Source organism: Aeromonas sp. HMWF016 (assembly GCF_963878195.1).
GTDB lineage: Bacteria > Pseudomonadota > Gammaproteobacteria > Enterobacterales > Aeromonadaceae > Aeromonas > Aeromonas lacus.
Window position 1 is genome coordinate 1 of the sequence record NZ_CAWNWX010000006.1, and the last position, 14948, is coordinate 14948.

The 14948-nt window shown below is 61.7% G+C and carries 10 protein-coding genes and 1 pseudogene; 4 read left to right on the forward strand and 7 right to left on the reverse strand.

Annotation, left to right across the window (positions count from 1 at the left end; genetic code table 11):
• Positions 1 to 800: 800 nt before the first annotated feature.
• Positions 801 to 2741: an amidohydrolase gene (locus tag AACS24_RS00455; RefSeq protein ID WP_108572051.1), complete on the reverse strand. Its 1941-nt coding sequence runs from the start codon at positions 2739 to 2741 to the stop codon at positions 801 to 803.
• Positions 2742 to 2967: 226 nt separating this feature from the next.
• On the opposite strand from AACS24_RS00455, the gene AACS24_RS00460 reads away from it, so the two are divergent.
• Positions 2968 to 3687: a TetR/AcrR family transcriptional regulator gene (locus tag AACS24_RS00460; protein ID WP_258223037.1), complete on the forward strand. Its 720-nt coding sequence runs from the start codon at positions 2968 to 2970 to the stop codon at positions 3685 to 3687.
• Positions 3688 to 4068: 381 nt separating this feature from the next.
• Here the strand turns inward: AACS24_RS00460 and AACS24_RS00465 are convergent, their stop codons facing one another.
• From AACS24_RS00465 to phnR, 5 genes are all read right to left on the reverse strand, one after another.
• Positions 4069 to 5475 (reverse strand): FAD-dependent oxidoreductase, encoded by a 1407-nt coding sequence (locus tag AACS24_RS00465; protein WP_108572052.1) that lies wholly within the window; start codon positions 5473 to 5475, stop codon positions 4069 to 4071.
• A gap of 18 nt (positions 5476 to 5493) precedes the next feature.
• Complete coding sequence (locus AACS24_RS00470) at positions 5494 to 7242, reverse strand: putative 2-aminoethylphosphonate ABC transporter permease subunit (protein WP_108572053.1); 1749 nt, start codon at positions 7240 to 7242, stop codon at positions 5494 to 5496.
• Positions 7239 to 8333, reverse strand: coding sequence for a putative 2-aminoethylphosphonate ABC transporter ATP-binding protein (locus AACS24_RS00475; RefSeq protein WP_108572054.1), 1095 nt, complete (start codon positions 8331 to 8333; stop codon positions 7239 to 7241). Before AACS24_RS00475 ends, AACS24_RS00470 begins: the two co-directional genes overlap by 4 nt.
• Before the next feature lie 272 nt (positions 8334 to 8605).
• Positions 8606 to 9625, reverse strand: coding sequence for a putative 2-aminoethylphosphonate ABC transporter substrate-binding protein (locus AACS24_RS00480; RefSeq protein WP_108572055.1), 1020 nt, complete (start codon positions 9623 to 9625; stop codon positions 8606 to 8608).
• Between the two features lie 134 nt (positions 9626 to 9759).
• A complete protein-coding gene (gene phnR, locus AACS24_RS00485) occupies positions 9760 to 10467 on the reverse strand; it encodes a phosphonate utilization transcriptional regulator PhnR (RefSeq protein WP_101347210.1) in 708 nt (235 codons plus the stop codon).
• 241 nt (positions 10468 to 10708) lie between these two features.
• On the opposite strand from phnR, the gene phnW reads away from it, so the two are divergent.
• The 3 genes from phnW to phnX are packed head-to-tail and all read left to right on the forward strand — an operon-like array spanning position 10709 to position 14164.
• The gene (gene phnW / locus AACS24_RS00490; protein ID WP_108572056.1) at positions 10709 to 11851 is read left to right on the forward strand and encodes a 2-aminoethylphosphonate--pyruvate transaminase; all 1143 of its coding nucleotides are present in this window, start codon (positions 10709 to 10711) and stop codon (positions 11849 to 11851) included.
• Positions 11848 to 13290, forward strand: a complete 1443-nt coding sequence (locus AACS24_RS00495; protein WP_108572057.1) for an aspartate aminotransferase family protein — start codon at positions 11848 to 11850, stop codon at positions 13288 to 13290. Before phnW ends, AACS24_RS00495 begins: the two co-directional genes overlap by 4 nt.
• Complete coding sequence (gene phnX, locus AACS24_RS00500; protein WP_108572058.1) at positions 13283 to 14164, forward strand: phosphonoacetaldehyde hydrolase; 882 nt, start codon at positions 13283 to 13285, stop codon at positions 14162 to 14164. The genes AACS24_RS00495 and phnX overlap by 8 nt, the downstream gene beginning before the upstream one ends.
• A gap of 57 nt (positions 14165 to 14221) precedes the next feature.
• Here the strand turns inward: phnX and AACS24_RS00505 are convergent.
• Positions 14222 to 14674, reverse strand: a pseudogene (locus tag AACS24_RS00505) (NUDIX hydrolase).
• Positions 14675 to 14948: the final 274 nt, after the last annotated feature.

Here is a 14948-nt window from a genome sequence, read left to right on the forward strand (position 1 = left end):
TATTTCGGTTGTGTCTGTGATGATTGTTTTATCATCTGAACTGATGCTATCTTTTAGCGATAAAATTTGAGACCAAGTTTCTTGGAAGGGATGGTTTTCAAAATTTTCTATCCAGCGACTCATAAATAATACCAAGAAGATTAAGATAAAATGTTATGTAAGTATGAAATATAATAAGTACTCAAACGAAATCCAACTCTTAAAGTCACAATCCAATATAACCTTTATTGAAAAGGCCACGGTAGAGAACAACATCAACGAAGGCTGATTTTGTCTTCAATTGAAGCATGGTAACTGACGCAGTGAGCTATGCAAACTGAATGAAGACAAAAAGCAGTCGGAGATCAATAAATTTGTTAATAAGGTGAAGATGGGTTGGCGATATTTTGAGCTTTTAGATTTAAATAACGAGGTGTATTCGGATGACCGGAAGACAGTATGCCACAACCATTGCTTGCGGCCAGAATCGAGTAACCCCAGATTGTTACGCTGTTGCAACCAAGTTGGCTGATGTTGTTTCGCTGGTGAATCAATCTTGCCGCCGCTTGGGGCCAGCCAGCTGGCTACGCTGGTTGATAATGTCCCTCCGATCCGGGTCAAAGGGCCAAGCCGAACGCAGGTTAACCCAAGACCATTGACCCTTGCGCAGCTTTCCTCGCTATCAGTTCTGGCTATCACACCCCGAAGTAAAAATGCCGACCCAAAGGTCGGCATGTTGCTTTTAAGAGGCGCTGGTCTGGCGGCATATGCGCTTAGCTCCCTGTCGCAGAGATCCTCACACTCGCCATGCCGCCTGAACCCTATTGGCTAAAGACAGTCTGCCCGCGAAAGACGGTGCGGGTGACCTGGGTATCGGCGATCTGCTCCGGTTTGCCGCTGGCGACCAACTGGTAGAGATCCCGGTCGAGCACGATAAAGTCGGCCGATTTGCCCGCTTCGATGGAGCCGCTCACGGCCTGCTGGCGCACCGCGCGGGCGCCGTTGATGGTGTAGGCATCCAGCATCTGGTCGAGGGTGATACGCTGGCTCGCCCGAAAGTCATCGCCGCTCTGGGGCGCATGGTTGACCCCGGCGGCCATATTGGCGAAGGGGCGCGGATCGCGGCTGTCGACCGGCGCATCGCTGCCAGACACCAGAATGGCCCCCGCCTTGCGCGAGCTGGCCACCGGATAGAGCGCCTGCTTGAGATACCCCTTGGGATCGTACATCGCCTCGTGCAGGGATTGCCCCTTGCGGGTCGGCTGGATAAAGGGGGTGACCAGCATGTCGTATTCGGGCTGGGGGTTGGTCCAGGCGTAGGTGAAGGTGAGGTAGAGGCCAAGCTGGCCGAGCCGCTGCTGATCGTCCGGATGCACCACCTGCAGATGGGCGAGGGTGTGGGGGATGCCGTGATCGCCGTTGCTGGCGCGGGCTGCCTCCAGCGCATCGAGGGCCATGCGGGTGGTGCGATCGCCGATGCTGTGCATATGGATGCCAAAGCCCGCCTTGTCGAGTTCCCCTACGTAGCGGGTGAGCTCGGCGGCGCGGTAGTTGACTAGCCCATTGCTGCCAGCATCCTCGCTGTTGGCGGTGATGGTGACCTGCTCGCCTGCCTGATCCATGGCGAGGTGGGGGGTCTGGTAGTTGGCCAGCATACCGGCGTTGGGCAGGAAGGGGGGCTTGCTGAAGGGATCCCCTTCCAGTACCCCGTCGAGAAAGATCTTGACCGCATCGGCCTTGATCAGCGGATCGCCGGCAAACTGGTCGCGCACCCGGTTGGCCTTGGCCAGATGGCCGCCGATATCGAGCTTGCCGCTGTAGTCATCCTCGTGAAAACAGGTGGCGGCGGTGACCCGCATATTGAGCAGCCCCTTCTCTTCCATCTCCCGCAGGCGATCGCGGATAAAGTCGGTGGCGCAGGCATCCTGAATGCTGGTGATGCCGCGCGAGGCCATCAGGGTCGAGACGGCGGGCAGGATCTGGCGATACTGGTTCGCCGCCTGCTCGTCACGGGCGCTCAGCAGGCCGCTGTCGGGGGAGGGGATAGCGCTGCGGGCACCCTCGCGAATAACGCCGCTATCGAGATCCACATAGGGTTTGAAGGGGGCAAAGAGGCCGCCCGGCGCCAGGGTGGCGGTGGTGAAGCCCACCTGTTTGCCGCTTTTATCGGTCGCCAGCGCCAGTGCCCGCGAGTTGTAGGCGCTGGCGTGGCCATCGACCCCGGCCAGCACCACCGGGTTGTCGGGAGCGGCGGCATCGAGGGCTGCCAGCACGGTTTTATAGGCGGCGGTGGGGGTGTTGCCCTCGTAGGGGGACCACTGGTTGATCACCAGCCAGTCGCCAGCCTTGGGAGCGTAGCGGGGCAGGCAGCTCTTTACCTTTGCCGCAAGCTCGCCGAGATCGACCGGTTTGCCGTCGAGATCGCACATATCGAGCGCCACCGTGCCAAACAGGTGGATATGGTTGTCGTGCAGTCCCGGCAGCACCATCTTCCCCTGCAGATCCACCACCTGGGTGTCGGGGTTGCTGAGCGCCTCGGCCCCCTGCCGGTTGCCCACATAGAGGAACTGGCCGCCGCTCACCACCATGGCCTCTGCCACCTGACGTTGGCCATCCTGGGTGTGGATCTTGCCGTTGAGATAAAGAGTGCGTGCCGCGGTGGGGGGCTGCCCCTGCTGACAGCCCGCCAGCGTGGCGGCCAGCAGCGGGGCGAGCAGCAAAAAGGTGCGGGAACGGGCGGGGTGTGGTGCCTTGCAATCCATGCAGTGATCTCCTTGAGGGTCGGGTTTTGTGCAGTTTTTACTGCACATTTCGAGATCTCTTTATGGCTGCTTGGTCAAAAAATGCCAGCAATTGCTGCAAATATTTAACGTTTTGTTTACCATGTCACATCAATCGGTGGCGAGCGGGGCGCAGTCCCCGCTTGGCTGAGGTACCAAGATCTACCGCCAGAGCGCCTTGCCGATGGGCCAACAACAGGGAGGAGTGATGTCAGAGGAGTCAGTGACCGAGGGGCCGTTACCCCGGGCGTTTGCCATGCGCCGGCAACCCAAGCAGCAGCGCAGTCAGGCGGTGGCCAGCCGCATCGAGGAGGCGACCCTGAGCCTGTTGCAGGAGCAGGGCTTTACTGCTCTCAATACCAACGCCATCGCCGATCGGGCGGGGGTGGGGATCAAGTCGCTCTACCACCTCTATCCCAACAAGGAGGCGATCATCGGCCGCCTCGCCATGGGGTGGCTGGCGGCGGTCTGCGAGGCGCAGGAGCAGATCCGCATTCAGGCGACCAGCTGGCCGCAGGCGCTGGTGCTGCTCGACGAGGCACTGGAGGCGCTGGAGCGCCGCTTTGTCGGCTATGGCGCCCTCTGGCATGCGATGGATCTCATCCCCGAGCTGCATGCGCTGGAGCAGCAGCACGAACGGGGTCAGATTGATTTCTGGTCATCCCTGCTGCGCGACTTTGGCTGCCGCTGGCCGGAGCCCGAGCTCACGACGCTGGTGCGCTACTTCTATCGCTCCGCCGATGTTACCAAGCAGTGTACCCGGGCCGACGGGGATCTCGGCCAGCAGATATGGCTGCTGCACCGTCACTGGAGCGAGCAGCTGATCGCCGCCGCCATTGCCGAGCCCAACCCCGAGCGGGTGTGGCAGGCAAGGCCAGCGCTGTTGATTGGTACGGAAGTACCGGCGGCCGACAAGTGGCGGCGATAAAGCGCGTACAAGCGTAGCGGGTTGGCGCTCTTTGCCCTGATCGGCGGGTCTCTTCGGCGTGGTTCTCTCTGGCGCGATATCCCTGCAAGGCGGCGCTTTGTCAGCCTGATTGTTGCGCAAGTGAGATGATGTATATTGATAGTGTTTCGTTGGTGAAACAGTGCTGTTGGCGGCAAGTCGAGTACCGTGTGTGCCGCGCCTTGTCTATGCCTTCCGATCCGGGCGATGCAAAGCCGGAGCTGATCGCAGGTTTTCGCCGCTCGGGATCAGAAGGCGCGCTGATGGCCGACGGCGCCAATAGCAAAGCGCCGACTCTCGGGTCGGCGTTTTGCTCGTTGCAGTCAGACGGGGCTGAACCGTGCGGGATTGGCGTCAGCGCGCTTACTTGTCTGCCTTGCCAGCGGCATCGGCAAGTTTGGCCAGCTGTTTGTCATACCAGGCCACCGGGCGGTTCTCATCCTCTGCCCGCTCCTTGCGCCGAATGGCATTGCGCACCGCCATGGCCCCCAGCCAGCGAAACGGTTCGGGCGGGAAGTAGCCGCGCGGGCCGCTTACCAGCGCGCAGTCGCGCCACGGCTTGTCTGATTCCTGCACTTCATCTTTCACCAAAGCCGCCAGGATTTGACCACCGATCCAGCTCTGGGCCACCCCGTTGCCGGAATAGCCGAGGCCATAGACGATATTGGGCTGCCCTCGCCAGTGGCCGAAGAAGGGGAGGCCATCCACCGAGCGGTCGGAGGCGCCGCACCAGCTGGCGGCGATGGGCACCTCTTTAAGCGCCGGAAAGAAGCGGTGCAGGGTGCGGGTGAGGGGGGCAAGATAACGGCTGGGGGCATCGAACTCGGCCAGATGGCGGTTGGCAAAGGCGAAGGTGTTGCCCCCCTTGCCCAGCATCAGCCGTCCTTGCGGGGTGGAGCGGTAGTAATGGACAAAGGTGCGGCCATCCACCACGGAGCGGCCGTGCTCAAGTTGCTGGGCGGCCAGTGCATCCGGCGCGGGATCGGTTATCACCATATCGGAGGAGACCAGCACGATGCTGCGGCGAAACTCGCGAAAGTGCTGCACCATGGCGCTGTTGAGGGCCAGTACCACCTTGCGGGCACGTACCTCACCCTGCGGCGTTTGCACCCGCGCTGGCTGGCCCGCCTCAAGGCGCTGCATGGGGGAGTGCTCATAGACCTCGACCCCCAGTTCCCGCGCTACCCGCAGCAGGCCGCGCACCAAGAGTGCCGGTTGCACCGAGCCAGCGTGGGGGCTGTAGAGCCCCTCCAGATGAACGTGGGAGCCACTCTGGCTCGCCAGCTCATTCTTCGCAATTGTCTGCCACTGGTTAAGGCCTGCGCGTTTGAGTTCCTGCAATACCGGCTCCATCAGGCCGCGCTGCGCCTCGCTGGTGGCGGTGTAGCAGGTGCCCTCGACCCTCAGTTCTGCCTCTATGTTGTGCGTTTCGCAGAAGTGGGCGATCTCGTGTACCGCCTGCTCGGAGCTTTGCACCAGCCAGGCCGCTTGCTGCTCGCCAAAGAGGCGCTTTAAGGTCAGGTATTTGGCCGACCAAGTGAGCAGGCAACCGCCGTTGCGCCCGGAGGCGCCGCTGCCGCAGCGATCTTTCTCCAGCACCATGATGCGTAAGGCAGGCTCGGCCTGTTTAAGGGCGATGGCGCTCCAGAGCCCGGTAAAACCGCCGCCGACGATGCAGACATCGACCTCGTGGTTGCCGTGAAGGGGCGTGGGGGGCGCGGGCTGTTCGGCGGCGAGCGCTTCGGCCAGCCAGAAGGGGAGAGTGGACATAATGACTCCTCGATAAGGTTATTGGTGGCGCCAGCGCTGGGTGCGATCCAGCAGGGCGCGGCTCAAAAAGAGCTGGAGCAGCTTGACGGTGGCGGCGGCCAGCAGGATCAGGGTGGCCATGGCGGCAGCCGCGGCGGTATCGCCGGAATCTTCCATGTTCAGCACGGCGATGGAGGCGAGCACGCTGTCGCTCGAGTAGAGGAAGATCACCGCCGAGGTGGTGGTCATGGCGTTGACGAACAGATAGATAAAGATCTCCAGCAGTGCCGGCAGTGAGGCGGGCAGGGTGACTCGCCAGAACGCCTTCCAGAGCGGAATTCGCAGGGAGATGGCCACCAGTTCCAGCTCCTTGGGCAACTGCTTGAGGCTGGTCAGTGCCGTCATATGACCCACTGTGTAGTAGTGGATGACGCAGGAGAGCACCATCAGCGGCAGAGTGCCATAGAGAGTGCCGTAGAGGCTGCCAAAGAGCGGATTGCCGTTGAAAAAGAAGATGTAACCCAGCCCCAGCACCATGCCGGGCACCGCCAGCGATAGCATGGCAAGCAGATGCAGCAACTGGCGCAGCGGCGCGAAGTGGCGCCCCTTCTCCTGCGCCCAGGCCAGCACCATCACCAGCACTGTGCCCACAACGGCGGTGTAGAGGCCCAACTGCAAGGTGTTGGTAAAGGGCTGCCAGCCATAGACGCTGTTGCTGTCAAAGGCGTAGTGATCGAGCGTCAGTGTCAGGTTATAGGGCCAGAACTGCACCAGTGAGCCGTAAACCGCCATCCCGACCAGTGCCAGAAACAGCAGGGCCCAGAGCGTGCACCAACCGAGCGCCAGCAGATCCCGCAGCCGATGGGGTTTGGGCTGATAGGGCACCGCCTTGGTGCTGCTCTGCTCCTGCATCTTGCTGCGCACCCTGTGCTCCAGCGCAAAGCTCAAGAGCGCCGGCAGCAGCAGGGTGACGCTGGCCACTGCCCCCAGCGAGAAGTTCTGCATCCCGATCACCTGCCGGTAGATGTCGGTGGCCAGCACGCTGTATTGGCCGCCAATCACTTTGGCCACCCCGAAGTCGCAGATGGTGAGGGTGAAGACGGCGATGGCGGCGCTGAGCAGGCCATAACGGGCGGTGGGCAGGGTGACGGTGACAAAGGTGCGCCAGCCGCTGCTGCCGAGCACCCGGGAGGCTTCATAGAGGCGGGCATCGCTCTGACCGAGCGCCGTGATAAGGATCATCAGGGCGTGGGGAAAGCACCAGAAGCCAAGGCCAATGACGATACCGATGGGGCCGTAGATGCTCTCGCCGCCGAGCAGCCCCTTGGCGATCCCCTGATTGCCAAACCAGTAGACCAGACTGATGGCGGGCAGCAGAGAGGGCATCAACAGCGGAATAAGGCCGATGAGGCGAAACAGGCTCTTGCCCGGCATGCAGGTGCGGGTGAGGGCATAGGCGTAGCCAAAGGCGATGGTCACCACCAGCGCGGTGATCAGCACCCCGAGCCAGAGGGTGTTACCGATGGTGCGCCCCAGATGAGGGGAGTCGAAGTAGGCGCTGAAGTTGGCAAGGCCCACCCAGAGACCGTTCTCATCCTGCAGGCTCTTTTGCAGCATGGTGAGCAGCGGCAGCAAGAGGCCCCCCACCAGCAGAGCGATGCCTAGCACCAGCAGGATCAGTTGCAGCAGCTGATCCCGACTCCAGCCACGACGCAGCCGCTGCCAGCGAGAGTCTTGCCGGGCTGTCGCTGGCGGCAACTGGGGGGAGGTCGCGAAGGGGGCTGTCATGGGCGCTCTCCTTCAAACAGCTGCATCGCTCCGGCGGGCCAGTGCAGCGAGCAGCGCATGCCGCTGCGCCAGCCACCCTGTTCGCGGTTGGGCTGCTCGTGGGTCGGGCGCTCCACCAGAATTTGCTGCGGGCCCAGATAGGTGTCGGCGGTGCAGATCAGGCGCTGGGCGGCGCCGAGAAACTCCACCTGATCGATCTGTGCTTCGATGCCGTGCTGGCCAAGATAAGGCTCGCTCGGCGCACTCAGGGTGATCGCCTCGGGGCGGATCGCCACCTGCAATTTGCTGCCCGCCACTGCCCGGTTGGCGAGTGTCAGCGGTTGTTCGTTAAGGCGCACCTGAGTGGGGCTAAGCACCAGGGTGTCGAGGAAGTTCATGGTGCCGACAAAGCTAGCCACGAAGCGGCTGGCAGGCTGGTGGTAGATCTCCTGCGGGGTGCCCACCTGTACGATGCGGCCGCCCTCCATCACCACGATGCGATCGGCCATGGTCAGCGCCTCTTCCTGATCGTGGGTCACCATGATGGTGGTGATGCCAAGGCGCTGCTGCAGGGCGCGGATCTCGCTGCGAAGGTGGGTGCGCACCAGCGCATCCAGCGCGCTGAGCGGTTCGTCCAGTAGCAGCAGGCCGGGGGAGAGGGCTAGTGCCCGGGCCAGCGCCACTCGCTGCTGCTGGCCGCCGGAGATCTGGCTCGGGTATTTGTGGGATTGGGCAGTGAGATCCACCAGCCCCAGCCAGTGATCGACCCGCTCCTTGATAAGATCCCGCGCCAGCCCCTGATTCTCAAGGCCGAAGGCGATGTTCTGGGCCACCGTCAGGTTGGGGAAGAGGGCATAGGACTGAAACACGATGCCAAAATCGCGCTGCTGGGGCGGCAGCAGGGAGATATTGCGCCCCCCTTGCCAGATCTCGCCGCTGTCCGGCAGATCCAACCCGGCGATGGCTCTGAGCAGGGTGGTCTTGCCACAGCCGGAGGGGCCGAGAAAGCAGATAAACTCCCCCGGTTGAATGGTCAGAGAGATCCCCTTGAGGGCCTGAAAAGCACCGAACTGCTTGTTGAGATGTTGAATGTCCAGATAGGGCTGGGTCATGGTTCGACTCGCTACTGATTTGGTATATACCAGTTTGCGGGTGAAGTGTGACGGTCAGGTGATCGGGGGATGACAGCTTGATGACAGTCAAATGAGATCGGGTCGCCAGCAAGTGGTTGGGCCCTGTGTGGATGGGCGAAGCGTCGCTAATTGAAGGCAATACAAACTCGGGAAGTTAAAACCAAAAAGCGAAGGCCAACAGCTGTTGGCCTTCGACAAGGGGTTTATTGGCGGCGGTGTGTCTGGCGTGAACAAACCGCAGCCCTTCACGCTTACTGTTTGGCTTCCGACTTGCCGTCGAAGCTGGCGCTCCACTGGGTCAGGATGGCGTTGCGCTCGCGGGCAGCCCAGCCAAAGTCGTTGTCGATCATCTGGCCTTTGATATCCGCCGGATAGCCCGCTCTCGGTTGGGCCACATCCGGGATGGCGACCACTGCGAACGACTTGTTGTAGAGGGCGTTGGCCTGTTCGGTGGCGGCAAAGTCGAGCAGCTGTTTGGCGGCCTCCAGCTTGGGGGTGCCCTTGATGATGGCGGCGGCTTCCATGTCCCAACCCGAACCCTCTTTCGGGAACACCACTTCGATGGGGGCACCCTTGGCCTTGAGGCTGGTGGCCGGGAAGTCGAAGGAGATACCGATCACCGTCTCGCCGCTGGCGGCCAGCTTGCAGGGGGCTGAGCCCGAATGGGTGTAACGGTCAATGTTCTGGTGCAGGCCGTTCATAAATTGCCAGCCCTGCTTCTCACCCATGGTCTGCAGCCAGCCAGCGACGCTCAGGTAACCGGTGCCGGAGGAGCTGGGGTTGGGCATGATCACCTTGCCCTTGTAGATAGGCTTGGTGAGGTCGGCCCAGCTGGTCGGCGCCGGGATTCCCTGTTTCTCCGCCTCTACCTTGTTGAAGCAGATGGCGCTGAAGAAGGCGTCCAGACCGATCCAGTGCGGCTCGGCCTTGCTGTCGCGAAAGCGGCTGTCGAGCTTATCCAGTCCTTTCGGTGCATAGGCATTGAGCATCTGCTGCTGATCGAGCTGCATCAGGCTGGTGGCGGCCAGTCCCCATACCACATCCGCCTTGGGCTGGGCTTTTTCTGCCAGCAAGCGGGCGGTGACCACGCCGGTGGAGTCACGCACCCACTTGATGTTGATGTCCGGATGCTGGCGCTCGAACGCGGTTTTCAGCTCGCTGAGCTGCTCCGGTTCGAAGGCGGTATAGACGGTGAGATCGGTTGCGGCCAGTGCCGGGGCGGTCATGGCAGCCAGCACGGCGGCGGCCAGCAGATGGGTTCCCTGTTTCATCCTCTTCTCCATGTAAGTTGGCTTGGTATAAACCAGATTGGTCGAGAGAGAGGCTAGGGGATTTTTATGACGTGACCGTGACAGCCCCGTGACGTTTTGCCGCACGGGATTGTCCGCTCTTAACTTGTCTGTTTCTAATCCTGGGTATCCACCTCGATCTCCAGACTGTCGTGACGCCAGTACTCCAGATCGAAGTCGAGCACCCGGCCATGCTGATCGAAGTTGAGCCGCTCGAGGCGCAGGGCGGGCAGACCGGCGGTGGCCCCCAGTGCCTTGGCCACCTCGTCCGGCAGGGCGGTGGGGAAGAAGCGCACCTGCATGCGGGCGTAGTGGAGATCGTAATGGGCCTGGTAGATCTCGGTCAGACTGCCGTTGAGATCGAGCTCCAGCAGGCCCGGTACCCGCTCAGGCAGGCAGTGATTCTCGCAGTAGCAGATGGCACGCCCGTTGGCATAGCGCAGCCGCTTGAGCAGAAACAGGCTGTCGAACGGCTTGAGCTGCAGCTGCGTCATCAACGCGGGCGGCACCGCCTGGCGGCTTTTTTCCAGCAGCTCGGTGCGCGGCTCGCCCCCTTGCTCCCGCACTATCTGGTGAAAGTTGGAGGTGCGTCTGGGGTTCAAGCGAAAGCGCGGCGGGGTGACGAACCAGCCGCGGCGATCCTCCCGATAGATAAGGCCATTGGCCTCCAGCTGCACCAGTGCCTCACGGATGGTGACCCTTGTGGTGCCATAGAGTTCCCCCAGCAGTCGCTCGGAGGGGAGCTTGTCGTTGGGGGCCAGGCCCCCCGCCAGGATCTGGTTGGCGAGGGCATCCTTGATCTGCAGATATTGCGGTTTGCTCATGAAAATCTCTGGTTGTGCAATGAGTTGGGCACAGGGTTGGTCGTCTGCCCGGTCGTTAAACGGCGACATCAAAACGCGTTGGTAGATACCAGTTTTGCCCCTGTTGTTCAGGTTTCCTAGATTATCGCGATCCCGGCGCTGAAAATGAATTTTTTGTTGCACGTTGCGCCACCCCTTTGACCTTGGCGGGGGAGTTACCCACAATGCGCTCATTCTGGTATATACCAAGAGGAGCGAAATCATGACCCATATTCCTGCGGCCCCTGCCGCCGTCGATTACCTGCTGCTGACCCCGGGCCCCCTCTCGACCACCGCCACGGTGCGCGCCGCCATGTTGCAAGACAGCTGCACCTGGGATGCGGACTACAACCAGGGCGTGGTGGAGCCCATCCGCCGCGAGCTGGTGCGGCTGGCCACTGGCCCGGAATATGAAAGCGACTACAGCGCCGTGCTGCTGCAGGGGAGCGGCAGCTATGTGGTAGAGAGCGTGCTGGGCTCGGCGATAGGTGTCGATGAGTGTCTGCTGATCATCAACAACGGTGCCTACGGAGCCCGCATGGGGGAGATGGCCCGCTGTCTTGGCCTGCGTCACCATGAGCTCGACTGCGGCGAGACGACCCGTCCCGAACCTGCCGCCATCGAAGCCATGCTGGTGCGTCACCCCGAGATCACCCACTTGGCCATGGTGCACTGCGAGACCACCACCGGCATGCTCAACCCCCTTGAGGAGGTGGCTGAGCTCTGCCAGCGCCGCGGCATCCGCCTGATCGTCGATGCCATGAGCAGCTTTGGCGGCATCCCCATCGATATGGGCCGCCTTGGCATCGAGTTTCTGATCAGCTCGGCCAACAAGTGCATTCAGGGGGTGCCGGGCTTTGGCTTCGTTATCGCTCGCCGCGCCGCGCTGGCGGCCTGCGCCGGTCGTGCCCGCTCGGTCTCCCTCGACCTTCATGCCCAGTGGCAGACTATGGAGCAGCAGGGGGGCAAGTGGCGCTTTACCTCGCCCACCCATACCGTGCTGGCCTTTGCCCAGGCGCTGCGCGAGCTGGACGAAGAGGGGGGCATTGCCGCCCGCCATCAGCGCTACAGCGAGAACCAGCGCACGCTGGTGGATGGCATGGCGGCATTGGGTTTTGTGCCCCTGCTGCAGGCAAAGTGGCAATCCCCCATCATCACCGCCTTCTACTCCCCGTCCCACCCGGACTACCGCTTCGCCGACTTCTACCAGCGACTCAAGGCGCAGGGTTTTGTCATCTATCCGGGTAAGGTCTCCCAGGCCGACTGTTTTCGGATTGGCAATATCGGCGATGTGACCCCTGAGCGGGTGCGCGATCTGCTCGCCGCCATGGCCAGCGCCTGCTACTGGCAAGGGGACGCGCGATGACCAGCATGGCGCCTCAGGGTTGCGAGCTGCGTGGCCGCGATTTACATGACGATAAGAAGCTGCACGGCAGCGGCCGCGCTGATAGCGAAGGGGATATCAACCTCGGCGAGGGACGTGCGCGCTGGTGGGCAGGCCAGAGTGACGGGGTGCAGGCGGGATTGGCGGAAGATAGCCGCTATTTTCTCCATCAGGCACTCTCCACCCCCTGTCTCGATCTGCTTGAGAGCGCGCAGGGGAGCTGGCTGACCAGCGTATCGGGCAAGCGTTACCTCGATTTTCACGGCAACAGCGTCCATCAGCTGGGCCACGGCCACCCCAAGGTGGTGGCCGCGGTGCAGCAGCAACTCGCCGCTCTGCCCTTTGCGCCCCGTCGTTACACCCATCAGGTTGCCATCGACTGTGCCCGTACCCTGGCCGAACTGGCCCCCGGCGATCTCAATCGGGTGCTGTTCGCCCCCGGCGGCAGCGAGGTGGTGGGGATTGCCTTGAAGCTCGCCCGCTTTATCACCGGCAACAGCAAGGTGGTGTCCCTGTGGGATGCCTTTCACGGCGCCTCCCTCGATGCTATCTCGGTCGGCGGCGAAGCCTGTTTTCGCGCCGGTATGGGCCCGCTGATGGCCGGGGTGGAGCGCATTCCTCCACCCACCCGCTATCGCGGTGTCTGGTATCGCGGGGAGGGGGATGATGTGCATTACGCTGATTATCTGGAGTACGTTATCGAGAAGGAGGGGGGAGTAGGCGCCTTTATCGCCGAGCCGATCCGCAACACCGATGTTCAGGTGCCCTCAAAAGCCTACTGGCAACGGGTGCGGGAGATCTGTGATCGCCACAAGGTGCTGCTGATTGTCGATGAGATCCCGAATGCCTTGGGCCGCACCGGCCACTGGTTCAGCTTCGAAGAGTTCGGCATCGAGCCCGACATCATCTGTCTGGGCAAGGGGTTGGGGGGCGGGGTGGTGCCGTTTGCGGCGCTCATTACCCGCGACCGTTTCAATCAGGCGGCGTCCATCTCCTTGGGTCACTACACCCACGAGAAGAGCCCCATCGGCTGCGCGGCGGCCCTCGCAACTATAGCGACAATCCGCGAAGCGGGATTGTTGGCAAAAACGCAGGAGGATGGCCGCTTTATGGCGCGCGAGCTCGCTGCGCTTGCCGAGCGTCACCCGCTGATCGGGCAGGTGCGCGGTATCGGTCTCTTGTGGGCGCTCGATCTGGTGGTCGATCACCAGAGTCGCACCCGCAATAGCCAGGCCGCCGAGCGGCTGCTCTACCGCTGTCTGGAACTGGGGCTCAGCTTCAAGGTCTCTCAGGGCAATGTCATCCAGCTCTCGCCGCCGCTCAATATCGCTCGCGCTGATCTGGTGCGCGCCATCACCATTCTCGATCGCGCCCTTGGCGAGATCGCACTTTTACCGAAACAGGAACACCACCATGACTGACTTGCAGACTGCCATCCACCCGGCCACCGACGTAGAGGCGCTGATCCTCGACTGGGCCGGCACCGTCGTCGATTTTGGCTCCTTCGCCCCCACCTCCATCTTCGTCGAGGCCTTCGCCCGCGCCTATGACTTTCCCGTGACCCTGGACGAAGCACGCCAGCCCATGGGCCTTGGCAAGTGGGATCATATCGCCGCGCTGGGCCGTCTGCCCTCGGTGGATGCGCGATGGCAGGCTCGCTTCGGCCATCCTATGAGCCACGCCGAGGTGGACCACATTTATCACACCTTTATGCCGCTGCAGATTGCCGCGGTGACCCGCTTCGCTGCTCCCATCCCGGGTGTGCTGCCGGTGCTGGATGGGCTGCGAGCACAAGGGCTGCGCATTGGCTCCTGCTCCGGCTACCCCCGTCCGGTGATGGAGGCGCTGGTGCCAGCGGCGGCCGATCACGGCTATCGGCCGGATCACTGGGTCGCCACCGACGATCTCAAAGCCGGTGGTCGCCCCGGCCCCTGGATGGCGCTGGCCAACGTGATTGAGCTAGGAGTGAGCGCGGTGCATCGCTGCATCAAGGTGGATGACGCAGTGCCGGGTATCAGCGAAGGGGTGAACGCGGGCATGTGGACGGTGGGATTGTCGGTCTCCGGCAACGAGTTTGGCGCCACCTGGGAAGAGTTTGCCGCCATGAGCGAAGCGGAGATCGCTGCCAGGCGCGCACCGGCTGAGGCCAAACTGCTGGCGGCGGGGGCTCACTATGTGATTGATACCCTTGCCGATATCGCCCCGGTCATCGCCGATATCAACCGCCGTCTGGCCGCTGGCGAGCGGCCAGACGGCCATCTGCTTGGGCTAACAAAAGCGCTTGGCTGGCTTTAGATATAACACGCCCCCATCCGGGGGCGTGTTGCATTTACAGGGGGAAGTTGCGCGCAGTCAGCGGATATCGACCCGCATCAGGGGAGAGGGGGCATTGTCGACAAAATGGTGCCAGATATGGTCGTAGAGCGCCTTCTGGCCCGGGAAACTTACCAGCGCCTTGGCTTCGGCCAGGGAACACCAGCGATAGTCTGTGTGCTCGTCGTTGAGGATCACCGCCTGATTGGGCGAACAATAGACCACAAAGACCGGCACCATCTCAATCGTATTCAGGCTACGCCTCGTAGAACTGCTTCAGATACTGGCCGTTGTAGAGTTCGGTGACCCTGATCCCCGTCTCTTCGCCAAACTCCCGAATAATGGTCTGCCCGCCGGTTTCACCCGCCTCCACCGTGCCCGCCACATGACACCAGAAGCCCCCCTTGACCCGTGTCATCACAGTAATTTTGTTTCGCCATCGATAGTGGCAAGGGCAACGCCAGAGACGGCCTTGCAGCGAATGGGGAGCATGATGAGATTCCAGAGGTTAGCCAAAGAGAGCTGTATTGTTTGGTGGCCAAGCAAGAGTGACAAGTGATTTTCCAGTCAGTGCCGGCCTTTTTCGACTTGTGCAGGCAGCCCCGGGAACTGTCGCAAATTTTGCTTTTGGATTCTGATTTATGAAAATGGGGTTCAAAAGAGACGGTAATTTCTTCGAAGCCTTTCTTTATAGGGTATGTGGCGAATAGATGTCATTATTTGTCGTATCAGAAGACGTTAAAACATGACTTTTATTATATGAAAT